The sequence below is a fragment of the Paenibacillus sp. FSL W7-1332 genome, assembly GCF_037969785.1.
Classification (GTDB): Bacteria; Bacillota; Bacilli; order Paenibacillales; family Paenibacillaceae; genus Paenibacillus_AQ.
On sequence record NZ_CP150209.1, the window covers coordinates 7,347,572 to 7,364,144 of the forward strand.

At 49.0% G+C, this 16,573-nt stretch carries 11 protein-coding genes; 1 reads left to right on the forward strand and 10 read right to left on the reverse strand.

Going from position 1 to position 16,573, the window contains the following annotated elements; all coding sequences use genetic code 11:
* Positions 1 to 49: 49 nt before the first annotated feature.
* The 10 genes from MKX98_RS33330 to MKX98_RS33375 all read right to left on the reverse strand — a co-directional run bounded on the left by MKX98_RS33330 (position 50) and on the right by MKX98_RS33375 (position 15,770).
* Positions 50 to 3,163, reverse strand: coding sequence for an ATP-binding protein (locus MKX98_RS33330; protein ID WP_339220652.1), 3,114 nt, complete (start codon positions 3,161 to 3,163; stop codon positions 50 to 52).
* A 365-nt stretch (positions 3,164 to 3,528) separates the two neighbouring features.
* Positions 3,529 to 6,309 (reverse strand): discoidin domain-containing protein, encoded by a 2,781-nt coding sequence (locus MKX98_RS33335; protein ID WP_339220654.1) that lies wholly within the window; start codon positions 6,307 to 6,309, stop codon positions 3,529 to 3,531.
* Positions 6,310 to 6,438: 129 nt separating this feature from the next.
* Entirely contained in the window at positions 6,439 to 7,959 is a 1,521-nt protein-coding gene (locus tag MKX98_RS33340) for an ABC transporter substrate-binding protein (RefSeq protein WP_194540186.1), read from the reverse strand.
* Positions 7,960 to 8,074: 115 nt separating this feature from the next.
* Positions 8,075 to 9,022, reverse strand: coding sequence for a carbohydrate ABC transporter permease (locus MKX98_RS33345; protein ID WP_194540187.1), 948 nt, complete (start codon positions 9,020 to 9,022; stop codon positions 8,075 to 8,077).
* Between the two features lie 21 nt (positions 9,023 to 9,043).
* A complete protein-coding gene (locus MKX98_RS33350) occupies positions 9,044 to 9,973 on the reverse strand; it encodes a sugar ABC transporter permease (RefSeq protein WP_071219420.1) in 930 nt (309 codons plus the stop codon).
* 249 nt (positions 9,974 to 10,222) lie between these two features.
* The gene (locus MKX98_RS33355; RefSeq protein ID WP_339220658.1) at positions 10,223 to 11,773 is read right to left on the reverse strand and encodes a response regulator transcription factor; all 1,551 of its coding nucleotides are present in this window, start codon (positions 11,771 to 11,773) and stop codon (positions 10,223 to 10,225) included.
* Positions 11,770 to 13,632, reverse strand: coding sequence for a sensor histidine kinase (locus MKX98_RS33360; RefSeq protein ID WP_339220660.1), 1,863 nt, complete (start codon positions 13,630 to 13,632; stop codon positions 11,770 to 11,772). Before MKX98_RS33360 ends, MKX98_RS33355 begins: the two co-directional genes overlap by 4 nt.
* 234 nt (positions 13,633 to 13,866) lie before the next feature.
* The gene (locus MKX98_RS33365) at positions 13,867 to 14,055 is read right to left on the reverse strand and encodes a hypothetical protein (protein WP_194540189.1); all 189 of its coding nucleotides are present in this window, start codon (positions 14,053 to 14,055) and stop codon (positions 13,867 to 13,869) included.
* 29 nt (positions 14,056 to 14,084) lie between these two features.
* Positions 14,085 to 15,284, reverse strand: coding sequence for an ArsA family ATPase (locus MKX98_RS33370; RefSeq protein WP_194540190.1), 1,200 nt, complete (start codon positions 15,282 to 15,284; stop codon positions 14,085 to 14,087).
* Positions 15,285 to 15,347: 63 nt separating this feature from the next.
* On the reverse strand, positions 15,348 to 15,770 hold the full coding sequence (locus tag MKX98_RS33375; RefSeq protein WP_259445605.1) for a MarR family transcriptional regulator: 423 nt from the start codon (positions 15,768 to 15,770) through the stop codon (positions 15,348 to 15,350).
* A 266-nt stretch (positions 15,771 to 16,036) separates the two neighbouring features.
* Between MKX98_RS33375 and MKX98_RS33380 the strand changes: the two genes are divergently transcribed.
* Entirely contained in the window at positions 16,037 to 16,423 is a 387-nt protein-coding gene (locus tag MKX98_RS33380) for a hypothetical protein (protein ID WP_339220664.1), read from the forward strand.
* Positions 16,424 to 16,573: the final 150 nt, after the last annotated feature.

Consider the following 16,573-nt stretch of genomic DNA (forward strand, 5'->3'; position numbering starts at 1 on the left):
AGCCGGAGCTTCAATGCTCCGGCTTTCTTTGTATCGTATAAAATTACAATTACCTCGTTTCGCTGCGCACGTAAAAAGTTACCTCGGTTCCTTTACCCAACGTGCTTTTGATATGAAGTCCTGTGCCGAAGTGCCGCTTCAAGCGCTGATGCGTATTGATCAGGCCGACTCCTGAGCTGCGGTCTGTATTTCTTTCCAATACCCGTTGCAATTGAACTTCGTCCATGCCGATCCCATTGTCCTGAACCGTTATCTCTGTAAGCGTGTCATGGACAGAAATTCGAATATGTATTTCCCCTCCGCGAGTGCGCTTCATAATGCCATGTCTTATTGCATTTTCAACCAAAGGCTGGATCGAAAGGAAAGGAATTTGTAACTCTTCGCAATCATCTACCTCCCAAACGACCTGCAGCCGCTCTTCAAACCGGACCTTTTCGATATATAAGTATGAACGCACTAGACTTAATTCCTCTTTAATCGAAACAAGTCCATCCGTATCTTGGAACCTAAATTTATACCTCAAAAAATTGCTGAACTCATCAAGCAAATGGCGCATCTTATCCAAATTAATGTCACTCAAAGCGGTTACCGCGCTTAAAGCATTGAATAAGAAATGAGGTTGGATTTGCGCTTGCAGCCATGCCGCCTCCAATCGCAATTGTTCCCGAACCGTTTGTTTAATCGTCGTTAGCGCTTCAATCCGCGATCTGATTTCTAATGCTTCTACCGGCTTTGTCACATAATCGTTTGCTCCTGCTAAAAAACCGCTCTGGATATCCTTCGGCTGGCTTCTTGCGGTAAGGAGCAGCACCGGGAGGTCGGTAAGCGTGTACCGCTCTCGAATTCTTCGTGTCAGCTCATAGCCCGACATCTGCGGCATCATAATATCGGAGATGACCAGATCCCATTCCCTCGTGTCCAGTATAGCCAATGCTTCTTTACCGCTCGTTGCCATCGTGACATCATAATCATCAGGCGGTAGTATGGTTTCGAGCACTTGCAGATTAACAGGATCGTCATCCACAATTAATAAGAGCGGACGATCACAATTCATTGCAATAGAGGTTGTTGGTTTTGCCGCTGGCGGGATATCCTCTTTATCCAAGATGATGGGGGCAGTTTCCTGAGTCGGCGCTGGTTGTATTGTAAATGGTTTGAATGAGTTAGAAACAAGTTCCTCATCTTCCACATTCAATTCCGCAAGCTTTAACGAAAATGTAAATTTCGAGCCTTCTCCTAAAACAGAAGATACCTCTAACGTACCTCGATGAAGATCAATCAGTTGCTTGCTTATACTTAAGCCTAAGCCAAAGCCGCCTTCTATCATAGTTTCGCTGGCGCTGGCTTGCTCATACGGAAGGAATAAACGCTTTAGCATGTCCTCATCCATGCCGATCCCGGTATCAGCAATAACAATATACGCTCTTCCGCCTTCTGCCAAAGCTTGAATCGTAATGACCCCTTCATTCGTATACTTCACGGCATTATGAAGCAAATTGAAAACAATTTGAATCAACCGATTCTCATCCGCAATAACAGGTGGAAAATCCTCAGGAATCTGATTTGCGATGTTGACGGACTTCGCCTCTGCGTTAAATTGCAGCATATCAATGACTCCCGTTATGATCGGCTGAATCAATATGGCTTTTTCCTGTAAACGAGGATTGCCCTCCCGCAGACTCATCACATCAATCAAATCATTTAATATAAGTGTTAGCCGATGTCCTACAGATAGTACCGTTTCGAGCTCCTTGACACTTCGATCCTGTAACAAATGCCCTTCTCTGTTCAGCACGGACTGTGACATGTTAAGGATGCTATGAAGCGGATTTTTAAATTCATGAGACGTGTTCGCCAGGAATTGATCTTTATGGTCATTCACTCTTTGCAAGGTTGCGGCAATCTCCTTGGTATTAGCATGCATGATGAAATAAGCCTTAAACCATACAGAGGCCAAACACCCCATCGATATAATCAGGTCAAACGGATAATGGACAATGCTCAAACCGCTCTCCCGCCAGAATAAAGACCAAAGAAAATGGTGAACCAGCGCAAGCATAGAAAAGAGCAGTAACAGATGGCTTTTTATATCCTGGATTACTTTTTTTATAATGGCTATGATCGTGATTAAGGTTGCGATGCATCCCAATAGGTAATAAACCGGGAAGAGCATGATCACCTGATGCGGAGCTAAAAATAACGTAACCGCGGCAGTCCCCAGAGCCATTACGGTATAAACCGGATATACCCTGCACCAGTAAGGGAGCTCACGATGATCCGTACATTCCAGCAACGCATAGCACCCGATCATAAAAGCGGCATTGGATAGCCGAAAATCCCAATCACTGCCGATGTAAAATAATTGATGAAACAGCTTTTCATCGTTACTAAACAGGCTGGAAATGGTTACGCATAGTGTTAACAGGGAAAAATAGAGCAGCTTCTTCTCTTTATTTCCTAGTAAAAATAAAATAAGTGCATACACGGAATGCATAAGAAATATAATGGCTCCCAGCGTCTGCATGGAAACGGAGAATTTCATTTCCTGTGCGACGGCTTCTTCCGAACCGAATTTAATGGACCTGGCAATGCCGCCGCCTCGACTATCCACATAATTTGCCGCCTGAATCACTACATCGATGACGCCGTTTTTGTCTGCTGTAAAGCTTGTAGAGTAAGGCAGGTTCTTCGCCGTATATTCTTCCTTTGTTTTTGCCACCTGCCCGGATTTAGCAAGCAGTCGTCCATTTACATATAATTCGGATGACGTGCGTACGCTGGGTACACGAATACTATAATTAACGTTCTGTTTCGGGTTTACCTTAATACGCAGGCGGTAGGACGCATAACCATATGGAGTCGGCTCTTCACTATGCAAAGCTTCGTTCCATCCTCCCGGAACCGAAATCAGCTTTGGCTCGATCTCGGCTGACACACGCTGCCGACGACTACCATCCAGCAACCATAGTGAAGGATAAAACTCCCATTCCCCATCAAGTAAGAGCACGCCGCCATCATCTGCATTCCAATGACGCAAATCCAGCTGCCCGTTCGTACTGGACACCTGCTCTTGATGAGGCAACAATACCATCCACACCATGCGCAGGCTCGATAGAATGACTAACAATAACCCTATTAACAAGATCATATGACTCTTTTTCATTTGGTATATGGGTGAGTCGTTTGCCAAGAAGTATTCTCTCCTAATCCATTCTAATGTAGGCACTGCTCCATGCAAGAACAACCATTGACGACTTCCATGCCATCAATGGTTGTTTTAAGTTGCTTCATTATTTATTGCTCAATTTATCAATTTCAGCAGCTATGCAATTAATACTCTTACCGCTGCACGCGTCAATTGTTCAATATCCAAAAATTGTCCTACATTAGATTAACAACCCTATCTATACAAAATCTATACAGGGTGGCCTAGGGCATTGACAGCGATTCTATGACGGGACACAAACTATATAGACAACAAAAAAAGAGCGTCCCCCTTATGGGAAACGCCCTTTCTAGTTCTCCGAATTATTTCAAGCCCAGTACTTCAAAATCATAAATCCGCGTAGCCGTGTCCCCGCCTTGCGTCGCCTTCTCTATTTGAAGACGCACGTACTGTGCGGAGGTGAGTTCGATGGCATGGCTGCTGACCGCTTTCGTATTGTCTTTGACCGATACCGCGTCCTTCCATTCCTTGCCATCCGAGCTTACCTGAATGGTAAATGCCCGCGTATTGAACGCGGCCGGCTCGTCCCCGGCTTCCGCATGCTTGATCACGAATTCGCTGAGCTTATGCTCGGCTCCCAGGTCCACCGTCAGCCAGTGAGGCCCGTCTCCAACAGCACACCACTTGGTGGCGGCGTTACCGTCCACCGCAAATGCAGGTGCTTCCTTCTCATTCACGAAGCTGGATGCTGATGTTTCCTTGCCAAGAGCAAGGTTGCCCACGCCATTCTCCGCTTCCCGTGTAACCGTGATGAGTTTCTTCCGAACCAAGTCCTCGCCAACGCTATTTGTAGCGGTTAGCGTCACTTCGTACGTTCCTTCCTCCGGATAGGTCACTTTAGGATTCTGCTCCGTGCTGGATGCTGGCTGTCCGCCCGGGAAGCTCCAGCTCCAGGACTCCGTCACTTCCGAGGAAAGATCTGTGAATTGTACCGTTTCTCCCGGTGCGATCAGTGTTTTATCCGCTTTGAAGGCTGCAACCGGCTTCGGATATTCCGGCCAGTCAAAGCTTACCGACGATGCTTTTCCTTGTTCGTAATGTCGGTTTACCGGAATCACGGCCATCTTAGTTGCCTGCTCTTTCAGCATCCGCTTCATTTCCGGCACGTAATATACCGTATTCCCCGTCATGCCCATCAACTCGTAATTGCCGTCCGGATGAACCCGGTACACCTGGTAGTACATCACGTCCTCAGCCTGTTTCGGTGCCTTCCAAGACAATCGCGCATCTCCATATATTCCGTCGCGGAAATCATTATCGATGACCTGAAGATCGGTCACCTGGTGCGGTTTCTTCGCCTTATCGTTCACCTGAGTAACAGCCAGTTTTCCAATATTCGCCCGATAATCCGCTATATCCGCGGCTGATTCGAATTGCAGCGAGATTCCCACAATCGTGCGGCCTTTATACTTGTTCAGCTTAACGCTGCCCTGCTTCCAATCCTGATCGGCACCCGTGGCGGTCCACTTGCCAGGCTCGAAAAATTCATACCGATCCGGCGCATCGGAGAATGCCAACCCAATCTTCACCTTGGCGTCCTTCGCATTGTCCGCATAGACGAGCGATACTTCCGTCGTCGGTTCTACCGGGATATTCGCCTTATACAGCTTGACATGAGTAGAGGAGCCTTTGCTTACGGCACCCGCCACCTGAAGCGAGCTGCCTCCGTAGTAAGATTTGCTGAAGTCAAATCCAGGCTTGAGGGCTTCACCCTTGCCATTGGTTTCCGTGATCCAGCGCCAGGTCGGCAAAATATCCTGCAGGCTCCGATTGCTCCAGTCCCTGCTCCGCATCACTTTACCGTCCACCGCAAACATATGGCCGTTCCCGGTATTGAAATGGGTGACAAATTCGGAATCGGTGAGCACGGTTTTGGCCACCACATCATTCGCAATCCCTCTCCAGGCGAGCGGATCGGTCCCTTCAGGCTGCGAGGTATTAGCCGGATTCATGCCAGGTCCCGCCCAGAAGATCTGCTCCTTTTTCATATACTCCTCATGGGTTTCGGAGCTGTTGAACGCCCAATCGGGACGATAAATACCAAGTGAAGTCGTGGCTTTCTTCCCATCCGGGAACACAACCGGCCAATTGAACTTGCCTTCGTAGCCCTTCGCCTCCACGTCGATGCCGGCATATAAATCATACGGACTGCGGCCAAGCTCCGCCGCTTTGGCCGGAGAGTTCAAGAACGGAGTAATGTAATCGTATTGGCCGTTCTTCTCGTCTTTGAACTGCCAGCGGAAATCGATGAACATATTGTCGGAAACCCGCTGATTTCCCTCCTGGAAGAACATCTCGTTCTTGTCCGTCAAAGCCCCTTGCCACTTCACCGGTCCTTCCTTGATCATGGAATCGTACCAGATCACTTCCATGCCCGGCGCTTTTTTCTGCTGAAGATACGTTAAAAACTCAGCCATCTTGGCGGCATCCTCAGGCGTTCCGCCCTGAGTCTCCTGATTGATGAACCAGCCATCAAATCCGTAATACTTAGCAACCTCAATCAGTTTGTCTGCAACCGGGAAGGATCCATCCTCCCGCTGCTTTAACAGATCATGCATCCACTGGATTTTGCCTCCATGCTCGGTTTGCGGCAAGAAAACGGTTCCAAAAACAGGTACGCCATTCTTGTGAGCCGCATCGATCACGTCAGCGCTTGGCGGAACGATCAATCCTTCGCCTGCCGAGCCGCCCCACATCACCAGCTTGTCGATATACTGCCAATTGCTGAACGTATAGGTATGGAACTTCTCCGAGCCCTGGGAAGGAGCTCCGCTTGTGCTTGGATACATGGAAGCGATCGATAAAACCTTCACTTCCTCCTTGGCATTACTGTTTATCTTATGACCCTGGAGACGCTGATCCTCCAGCTTAACCGTTCCCCGATTAAACAGGGCATCCTTATCCGTGGACGGCGACCATTCCAGCAGCGTGTTCGGATACCAATATGACGAGTGAGGCTGTGCTGCTTCGACTTCTCCAGCAAAACCTGTCAGGGACGCGGCCAGCACTGCCGTGCTCATCCATACCGTCATTCTGCGTTTCCACTGGGCTTTCGTTAAATAATCCGGTTTGATTCGTTTCATGGGAAACCTCCTGTTTATGTAATGATTTCGTGGTAACAATGAATGCGTTTTCCATCTAAAAGAAGGAATGACAGAGAGAAACGGCCACCTCAGATCAGCCGTTTCTACCCCCTCATACACTTTTATGGATTACTTGTTTTGAGCCTTCCACTCATCAAACTGCTTTTGAGCTTCAGCGATAACTTTGTCAATTCCAGCATCCTGGAATTTTTGTTTTGCTTTTGGCAAGTATTCTTCAGGATCGATGGAGCCGGTGTACAGTGCAGGAATGAATTCTTTCGCTACGTTGGTGATGGCCGCAACCTCCGTTTTTACCGGAGCCGTGTCGAAGTTAAAGCCGAACGTAGGAGCTACCACAGCGGAGCTGTTAAATTTCTCGAATGCTTCCCATTTGTCTTCAGGCTCGCCTTCATGAAGATACGTCAGGAACATATTGCCGAGCGCAAATCCAGGCATGGCATAGCTTTCCTGCATAGCAGGCATATCTTCGATGTATGGTCCTTCAAGCTTCTTGTAATGCGTGCCTTCCAAACCGTATTGAATCATATTTCGCAGCTTCTCATCCGTGTTCAGCAGGTTCAAGAACATCATCGCCCGCTCCGGATTTTTGGAGTACGAAGAAATCGCCATCATCGAGCCCGCAGCCGAGCTGGTGTAAATGACTGGATCGTGCATCGGTCTTGTCACAATGTCATATCCCGCGTTTCTGGACCAGCCGAGCTCCGCGTATGGCTGTGTAATCTCGCGGTCCACGAGCCATTTGCCGGTTTTGATGTTATCAATGCCGTCGAGCGTCGCTACGTCCTCGCGTACATAACCCGCTTTATAATATTTGCGCATCGTGGTCAGAGCCGATTTCAGTTCAGGTGAATCCAGCAGATTCTCAAATTTAAAGTCTTTGGTGTCAAGGTACATACCGATTGGAATTTCATCGCCAAGCGGGAAGTCGACCGGTAAGTACGGCTTAAAGCCTTTCGGTACGGCAAGCGGTGTAATATCCGCAGGCTCGTTCTCTTTAATCGTTTTCAGAAGCGGCTCCAGATCCTCAAGTGTTGTCACCTTGGAAATGTCCAGGTTGTACTTATCCAGATACTTCTTATTGAAACGCCATACAAACTGCTGTGCCAATTCCTTGTTGGCCGGGATGCCATAGTTCACGCCGTTGACCTTCGTTCCTTCCAAGAAACGAGGATCCAGCGCTTCCTTAATGCCTTTTCCATATTGATCAAGCAGATCATTCAGCGGCTTAAATGCGCCCTTCGCTGCATTTGGAAGATAATCGAACGCCCATGAGCTAGTGAAGGCGATGTCGTAATTCTCGCCGGAGCTTGTAATAACCTGCATCCGCTGGCTGTAATCGCCCCAGTCGATCATACTGATCTCAAGCGTTGCATTGATTTTTTCCGTCAAATATTTATTGATTTCCTCTTGAACCACGGGAAGATCCTTCTGGTTAGGCCCGATCATGTACATTTTCAGTTTGACCGGATCCAGCTTGGAAACATCGACCGTGCCGTCGCTCTGAACGGCTGCCTCTTCCTTCGCAGGCTCGCCGGACTTAGCGCCTTCCTTGCTGCCGCAAGCCGACAATACAACCGTCAGCAGAAGCACAAGAGCAAGGGACAGTATAGAAACCTTTTTCTTAAACATGTGTTTTCCCCCTGTATCACTTAATGGTTAATGCTATATTGACACCGCTTACACACCTGAAACATCAAAGCCGGATTTCTCCGGCAGTGTGCGATGCGGGTACAACCATATGAAATTAGCCTTTGACCGAGCCTACCGTCAGGCCCTGGACAAAATATCGCTGGAAGAACGGATACGCCATAACAATCGGCAGTGTCGCCAATACGACCATCGCCATCCTTACCGTCTCTGTCGGCAGGCCGGCTGCTGCATCGAATGAACCGATATTCTGCGCATTCTGCGTCAGGAAATCCATGTTCTTCTCGATCTTCATCAGCATGAACTGCAGCGGTGGCGTTGCCTGTGGATTGTTATAATACAGCAAGGCATTAAACCAATCGTTCCAGTAACCCAAAGAGCTGAACAAACCAATCGTTGCAATCCCCGGCAGCGAGACCGGCAGCACGATCCGGATAAAGGTCAGAAACTCGCCGGCGCCGTCGATTTTGGCGGACTCGATAATTTCATCCGGAATCGTCGTTTGGAAAAAGGTCCTCATGACGATGATGGAGAACGCGCTCAAGGATAAAGGAAATATCAACGCCCAGATCGTGTTTTGCAGATGCAGGAACTGGGTCATCACGATATAACCAGGTACCATACCGCCCGAGAACAGCATGGTAAAGAATGCAAGGAAGCTGAAAAAGCCTCGAAATTCAAAGTTTCGGCGAGACAATGCATAGGCATAAGTCGTAACCAATGCCAGACTCACCAGCGTCCCCAGTACCGTAACCAGGAGCGTTAAGCTGAATGAGGATAGCAGCTCGCCTCCCGTTTCAAAAATATATTCGTACGCCGCCGTACTGAACTGACTCGGCAGCAGCCTGAAGCCTTCCAAGACCAGCGTCTGTTCGTCGGTCAAGGAAATAATAATAACAAATAGAAACGGAAAGATACAGGAGAACGAGAAGATGCCGATCACGATATTAAAAATCGTATTCCACAATGGGGAGATGGCGTTGTAGTCTCTCTTCTTTGAACGCTTTGCCGGCTGATTCGCGGTTTGCGTGGATAGCTGCGTCATGAACGGTACACCTCCCTCGGATTAGAAGATCGCATGATCTTTTTCAATTCGTCGAACGATATAGTTGGCGACTAGAATCAGAACCAGCCCTACAAGCGATTGATACAAGCCCGCTGCCGTACTCATTCCGATGTCCCCCATATTGATCAGTCCGCGGTAGACGAAGGTATCGATAACATTCGTTACCGGGTAGAGCGCGCCCGAGTCCTTCGGAAGCTGATAGAACAATCCGAAATCGGAACGGAAGATGCCCCCGATGGCCAGTATGGTCAGTATGATCATAAGCGGCTTCAAGAGCGGAATCGTAATGTACCGCGTTTGCTTCCACTTGTTGGCTCCATCGATAACAGCCGCTTCATAATAAGACTTGTCGATCCCTGTAATAGCTGCCAGGTAAATAACGCTGTTGTAGCCCACGCCTTTCCAGATGCCGACAAAAACGAGAATGAAGGGCCAATATTTAGCTTCGGCGTACCAGCTGATCGGCTCTCCCCCGAAATAAGTGATGATTTGATTCAACGTCCCTTTATCTACGCTCAAGAAGGTGAACGCAAAATAACTGATAATAACCCACGACAAAAAATGCGGCAGAAACATGCCGGTCTGATATACCTTGGCCGTCCGCTTGTTGACCAGCTCGCTTAGCATGATCGCAAAGCCCACCGCAATGATCAGGCCCAGGATAATAAAAGCCAGGTTGTACAGAATCGTATTCCTCGTAATGATATAGGCATCATTGGTTGTAAACAGATATTCGAAGTTTTTGAACCCTACCCATTCGCTGTTGAACACGCTGGCAAAAAATCCGTCCGGGCTTATACGGAAGTCCTTAAACGCGAGAACGGTGCCAAACATGGGCAAGTAAGCAAAGATAAGAAACCAGATGGTTCCGGGCAGTATCATCAGCAGCATAAACCGGTTGCGTATAACCTTTTTGATGAACCCCGACATGAGCACTCCTCCTCTTCCCCGTTAAATACAAGTGATGCGACTGTTCTAGAAGATCCCCCATGATCTATGTCAATGCGGCTATTCTATCACTCACCCTTAACTACTATCATTGTGCCAAGTAAGCGCTATCGCGCTCAAGTTGAAAAATACTAGAACGGGATGGATAAATTAAAGAATCCCCAGAAAATAACAAAAAACAGGCCAAAGCTTATCAGCCCTGAGCCTGTCACTAGACGGTTTACGGTTTATTTAGATCCGATACATGGACCTCATTTCAGTTGGAGACACGCCCGTATATTTTTTGAACTGCCTGTAAAAGTACGAGCTGTCCGTGTAACCTACGCTGAACGCAATATCCGCCGTCTTTTGATCGGTATGTAAGAGGAGCTGCGTGGCTTTCTCGATGCGGTACTGGTTCAAATAATCCGAGAAGCTTGCTCCGACCTCCTGCTGAAAAAGCTGCCCCAAATAATTCGGATGCATCTGCAGCCGCTGGCTCAGCGTCTTCAGGGAAAGCTCTTCCGGAAAATGGTGCTGGACCTGCTCTACAAGGAACGAGACGTGCAGGCTATAGCCCTGATCTGCTTCTTCCAGGCGCGCAAGGCTGCGCTCGACGATACGCCACACATGATTTCGGAGTCCCTGGAGCGTATTAATCCGGTGCATTGGCGTAAACACCTCGCTGTAATCGGGGTTCTTCTCCATATCCTTCGCCGCGATCATCAGCTGGACAGCCGCATTCAAGCAGCTTCCCCGGGGTACCGTCTGCTCCCCGCTGTCACCGTCGAGAACGGACTCGATATACGCCTGCAAGGAAGGGACGTCTCCCTCGATCAGCAGCTTCGCGAACGTGTCGGGGCGAGCGGACGGCGAAGCTGCCTGAACGGTCTCCGGTTCCGCATGCGGACTGTACAGCGTCATGTCATCTCCGGCAATCAGGCAGGCGTTGAAGTGGCTCTTCGCCTTCCTGTAGCTCTCCTGAATGTCTTTGAAATCATTGAATCCCGCATTTCCTTCTGAGCACCACATGCGCAAACCAGTCAGCTCTCTCAGCTTGACCATGGCATTTCTCATACCCTCCCGTGCGGCATCCTTCCGTTCAGTCATCGCGGCCGACATCACGACAATATCGTCATCCGCATCTGGGAAGCAGATCACCTCATGGTCTCCCCCAAGCTCTTCTGAGTAAACCCGGCAATATTCATCGGCTAGGCTGGTCAAACGATAGAGCTGGGATACCGGGCGTTCGTCAGATATTAGCCGCAATACGTAAACCTGGTAAGACACATAATTGAGCGGAATTCCGAGAAGTTCGGCTCTTTGTTTTAATTCCGAGCTTTTGATGTCGCCGTTGACCCATCGCTGCAAAATATTGCTGCGGAGGATCTTCCAATCCTCTTCGGAGCGAAACCGTTTCAATTCCTCGCGCTCCCAATCGCCTCGAATATGCTTAATGGTGGCTTCCAGCTCCTCAATGTTGATCGGCTTCAAAATGTAATTCTGAATGCCGAGCGTGATCCCCACCTTCACATATTCAAATTCTTCGTACCCGCTCAGCACAATGAATTTGGTGCGGGGATGTATTTCCTTTACCTTCTTGATCAGCTCGAGCCCGTTCATTCTGGGCATCATAATGTCCGTGATCAGCAGATCCACGGGCTCTTCCCTCAACCGCTCAAGCGCTTGCAGCCCATCGTTGGCCGAACCTGACACATGCAGGTCGTAATTCTGCCAATCCACAATGGTGGCCAAGCCCTGAGCGATCAAAGGCTCGTCATCAACAAAAAATACCTTCCTCATGTCGTCTCCCCCTTACGAAGCATCGGTATTTCCATGCGGACCTCGGTTCCCTGTCCTTCCGTACTGTCTATAGTCACTCCGTAATCATTCCCGTAGTTCAGCACGATTCGTTCATGCACGTTCATCAGCCCGATCGAACGGTGGCCCTTTTCGGGAGGCTGGAGAACCTTGTTCAGCGTGCCGCGGATTTGGGTCAGCTTTTCCTCCGGAATGCCCGTTCCATTGTCCGATACGATGATCACGACCCGGTCCCCTGCCCCATGAGCTCGGACTGAAATTTTATTGTTGTCTTCCAGCGGACGAAATCCGTGAACGATATAGTTTTCCACGATCGGCTGGACCAGCAGCTTGATAATGCTGGCACTTTGGACTTCCGGATCCACCTCGATCTCCGTCTCCAGCCGGCCGTCATAGCGAATGCGGAACAAATCGAGATAAACGGAACACATGTCCATTTCCTCTTCAACGGTGACCACCGTGCTTTTCTTTACCATGTTCTTGAACATAACCGACAAGCTGTATATCATCTGCCCCACTTCCTTTGCCCCCACAAAGTACGCCTTCATGCGAATGGATTCGAGCGTATTGTATAGAAAATGGGGGTTGATCTGGGATTGCAGCGCCACCAGCTCCGCGTTTTTTTGCTTGATTTCCGAGGTATACATTTTATCGATGTATTGCTCCAAACGGTCGCCCATGTCGTTAAACCGGCGGGAAATCTGCTGAAGCTCGTCTTCGCCGGACATTTGAATGCGCGTCGACAGATCCCCTTCACCGATCCGGTTCATCGAGCGGATGATCCGCTGCACTTTTTTGGAGAACTTGCGAACGATCGTAAACGTAATCGCAAAACTGGCCGCCATAAACACCAGGGTGACCAGAATCAGTCCGGTTCTGAGACTCTCCGTGCTCTCTTCGATCAAAGATTGCGACACAATCCCCACCACCGACAAGCCCGCATTGCCGACATTCAGTATGTTCACTTTGGAGGGTTCGTCCAACTGAACCCAGTCCCCGGCTTTTTCCTGCTCCAGGTGGTAGGGATAGGTTTGACCGTAGTATTCGTCCTCCGAATCGTAAATGACCGTTCCTTGTGCGTTCAACACCAGGATCCGGCCTTTGACCGAAGCGCGGCTCTCCAGCCAGGATGAAATTTGCCGGGCGTCGAACTCCACATTCATCATTCCCACCCGATTCAAGGTCCACGGGTCCTTCAGCTCTCTCGAATAGGAATACGACCTTGGACTGGAGCCTCCGGATGAACGCGAGGACTCGTTCTGCGGCATGGTATCCCAGCTGTGCTGCTCCCGGCGGGCGAACCAGGTCTCCCACTTGTTCTTGGAACCCGCTTCATTATTCAGCTGCTGGTTGGTCCGGCTGATATGCATGTAGAAATTGTTCGGATAGCTGTAGATCGACACGCTTCTGGCGCTTGATTCCTGCTCCAAGTAATTTTTCAGCAAGGTATTGAAAGAGCGCAAACGCTGTTCTCCCGTCCTGGTGTACAAATCCAGGCGGTATTTCAGGTAACTCTCATATTCGTGGTTCAAAAAATAGATCAGCTCATCGCTCAGCGTGGCATCTCCATATATCTGCTGAAATATATTCTGTATGCCCTCATACTGCCGGCTTAAATAAATATTCAGAACATGCGCGGATTTAAGATTCGCATCGGTCTGCTCGCGGAGTATGCGCTGCGTCTGGTATTGATAAACCAGGGTTGCCGCAATCGCAAATAGCACGATCATGACGGTCGAATACAGCACAACGATTTTGTTGAACATTTTTCGCTTCAGATGATTTAAATAGAATTGGCGCAGTCTGAAAATATGAAACACACCCTGTTCTATAATGGTCACTTCGGCACCCAGTGTACACCCTTTCCGTAAACCCGGCAATTGAAATTTGCATCTTTATGAAGTTCAATGAAATAAATCACGCGCTTTCCGCGGCCCACGAATGCGGCACTCCGCTTCATGCCACCGAACGAGGTATAAAACGTATTCTAGTATGGAATTGATGAATTGCGAAGGCAGCAAGGAATAGCATCCCGTTCGTTCTGACCGAACGCGAAATGGAAATGCTAATCGTTGCTACTCTTTTGAAATATTAATTTTGCGGGCAACAGGGGGGGCTTTTTCCTCCTCAATCGTGTCGATGACACTATCGATCACGGATCGCGATGCAAGCAGCCATTCCTTGACCGCGTTTTTTACATGCTCCTTGGTTTGATGTCGCTCCAGATTTTCCAACAAACGCTCCACTCGAAGCAGATTTTCCATCACTCGTTCCCTCCTAAGCTCTGCGCTTCTCATTGATCTTCAACCTCTCCTTGTGCAGTCAATTCCCGTTTGCCGAAACGGATGATAAGACGGTCCTTCGCATACCTTGCGCCTATAACTTCGCGGCCCATCAGCGTTCTTGGTAGGATGACCTTACGTTTGTAGGCGCCTGCGTCTACCGTTAATTCGTCACCTGTCTGCGTTAAATCAAGATCCGCCTTCTCGACAAAAGGAATGGAAAGCTCCAGCAGCATGTCTCCGTCATCCTCCCGGATCGTCTCCGTTCTGCCACGATATAACATGGCAGAAGGAACCTGCTCTCCATAAACGATATCCGCTAATTCCTCAAGAATAGGGAGTCCGATAACTTCCTTTTGCATCATAGGCGCCTTCAGAATCGGAAGCGGCTGAAAGTTCAATACGATTTCTTCCTCGTATTTCTTTTGAATGTCCCGCCAATGCGCGAAGAATCCTTTCCCTGCCTCATCCGGCAGCACCCGATTAACGATAATGGCATCCGTATTGAACCCGAACAGATTCAAATAGGTAAAGGAGCGCTTCGCTTCGGCAAGCACCATCTTCTCCGGATTCAGCACGATCCTGACCGACGTGATCTCCGGATCCAGAACGAGCCGCTGCATTTCCTCCAAGCCGCGTGCTAACCGCTCGATGCTGTCCAGCACGTCATCCGAAGGAAGATCGATATCCTTTACAATTTTGGCCACAGGCCGCACGATCTTGATCAATTTGCGTTCGGTCGGGAATATCTTCTCCAGCCACCAATTCAATACGTTTGGATAGCTAAGCAGCCGCAGCGTCTCTCCGGTCGGGGCGCAATCCACCACCAGTACGTCATATTGCCCGCTTTCAGCATGTTCCTTGATTTTCAGCAAACTGAAAAGCTCCTCCATGCCTGGGAACACGAGCATTTCTTCTGTAGTGACATCTTTAAGCTGCGCTTTGTCGAGTAATTTCGTGATCCAGCCCTGGACGGTTCCCCAATTGCGCTCCGTCTCGCGGATCGCGTTCACTTCCTGCCCCCACAAGTTGTCGCTGATTTGGACGGGATCCGGTCCGATCGGTACCGCCAGCGAATCTGCTAAGCTATGTGCCGCATCTGTACTGAGAATAAGGGTCCGTTTGCCTTGTTTGGCCATTTTCACTGCCGTCGCCGCCGCAATACTCGTCTTGCCGACGCCACCTTTGCCTGTGTAGATGATGATCCTCATGTCCATCCGCTCCTTTTAGTACGATTTCGTAGTAAATAGCCAGAGGAATCCGGTTTGAACCGGTTATTCCTCAATCTGAATCTTTACAGAGTGACGTTTCTTTTCTTGAAGCGTTACAGGTCCCCCATCCTGGAAGACTCTGGCTGCCTTGAACAGTAGTGTCGTGAATTGCTCCATTTCCTCAGGCGTAAATGCCGTCTCCAACCTGCTCAGCATCGCCATCATGATTTGCTCCCATTCCTTTGCCAGCTGCAGACCTTCCTGCGTCAGCGTGACGAGCTTAACCCGTTGATCTTGTGCAGACGTAGCCCGTGCAATCAAGCCTTTACGTTCAAGCCGTTTAGCTATGCTTGTCATCGAACTTAAAGGCGCCCCCATCTCGGAGGCCAGCTGCGACATCGTCAAATCTCCGCGGAGGAGCAAAATAAGCAGCGTTGACATATCGGAGCGAGTCACTTTTTGTTCAAGCTGAAGCGTATCGGTCATAAAAGCAAACGGACGCAGACCGGTCTTGAGGAAAAGGTCATATAGGTGTTGGATACCGGTCACTCCTTTTCGTACGATTTCGTAATATTACGTCTGGGCCTATTTTAATACGATTTCGTAATAATATCAATCACCAGCCGAATTTTTATACGATGTTTTTATTAGCAGGTAAAACCTACGATTGACAGCACTTCATGCTCAGTGTTACATTGATTTCCAGTCATTACTACGAAATCGTATTAATATGTTGCTGGAGGTGCATGGATATGGATTGGAGTAGTATGGTTTTGGCAACGGCCGGTGTCATCGGCGGCGGCACGGCAGTGGCACACGGCATTCTCATGAAACGGGTGATCATTAAGCCGATGGAGACGGTTTTTGAAGCGGATGGGCGAATATCTGCGCCGCTGCGAAGGCTTGGGACGCTGCTTTTACATTTCAGCACATTCAACTGGTTGCTCAGCGGGCTCTTTTTGATTGCAGCCGCGATCTGGTTCGGGCAGGAGGCAAGGCTCGTGACGGGCCTGCTAGCCGGCAGTTCTTTTCTGTACGGTGCAATCATCTCTTTTTGGGTAATGCGTCGCCTTCATCCCAGCTGGATCTTGATGACCGTTGCGCTCATTCTGACCGTCTTGGGACTAACGCTGCCATAGGCTCTAGTATATAGCCAGTATTATATATAAACCCGAAATTATGGGACCCAACCAAAAAAATGGTACCTATCCTTCTGATTATGAAATTCGATAGAATAAAGATATTCCTTCGGTGTAAGCGTTTTCCATTACGCGCATAGTCTGGGAGAA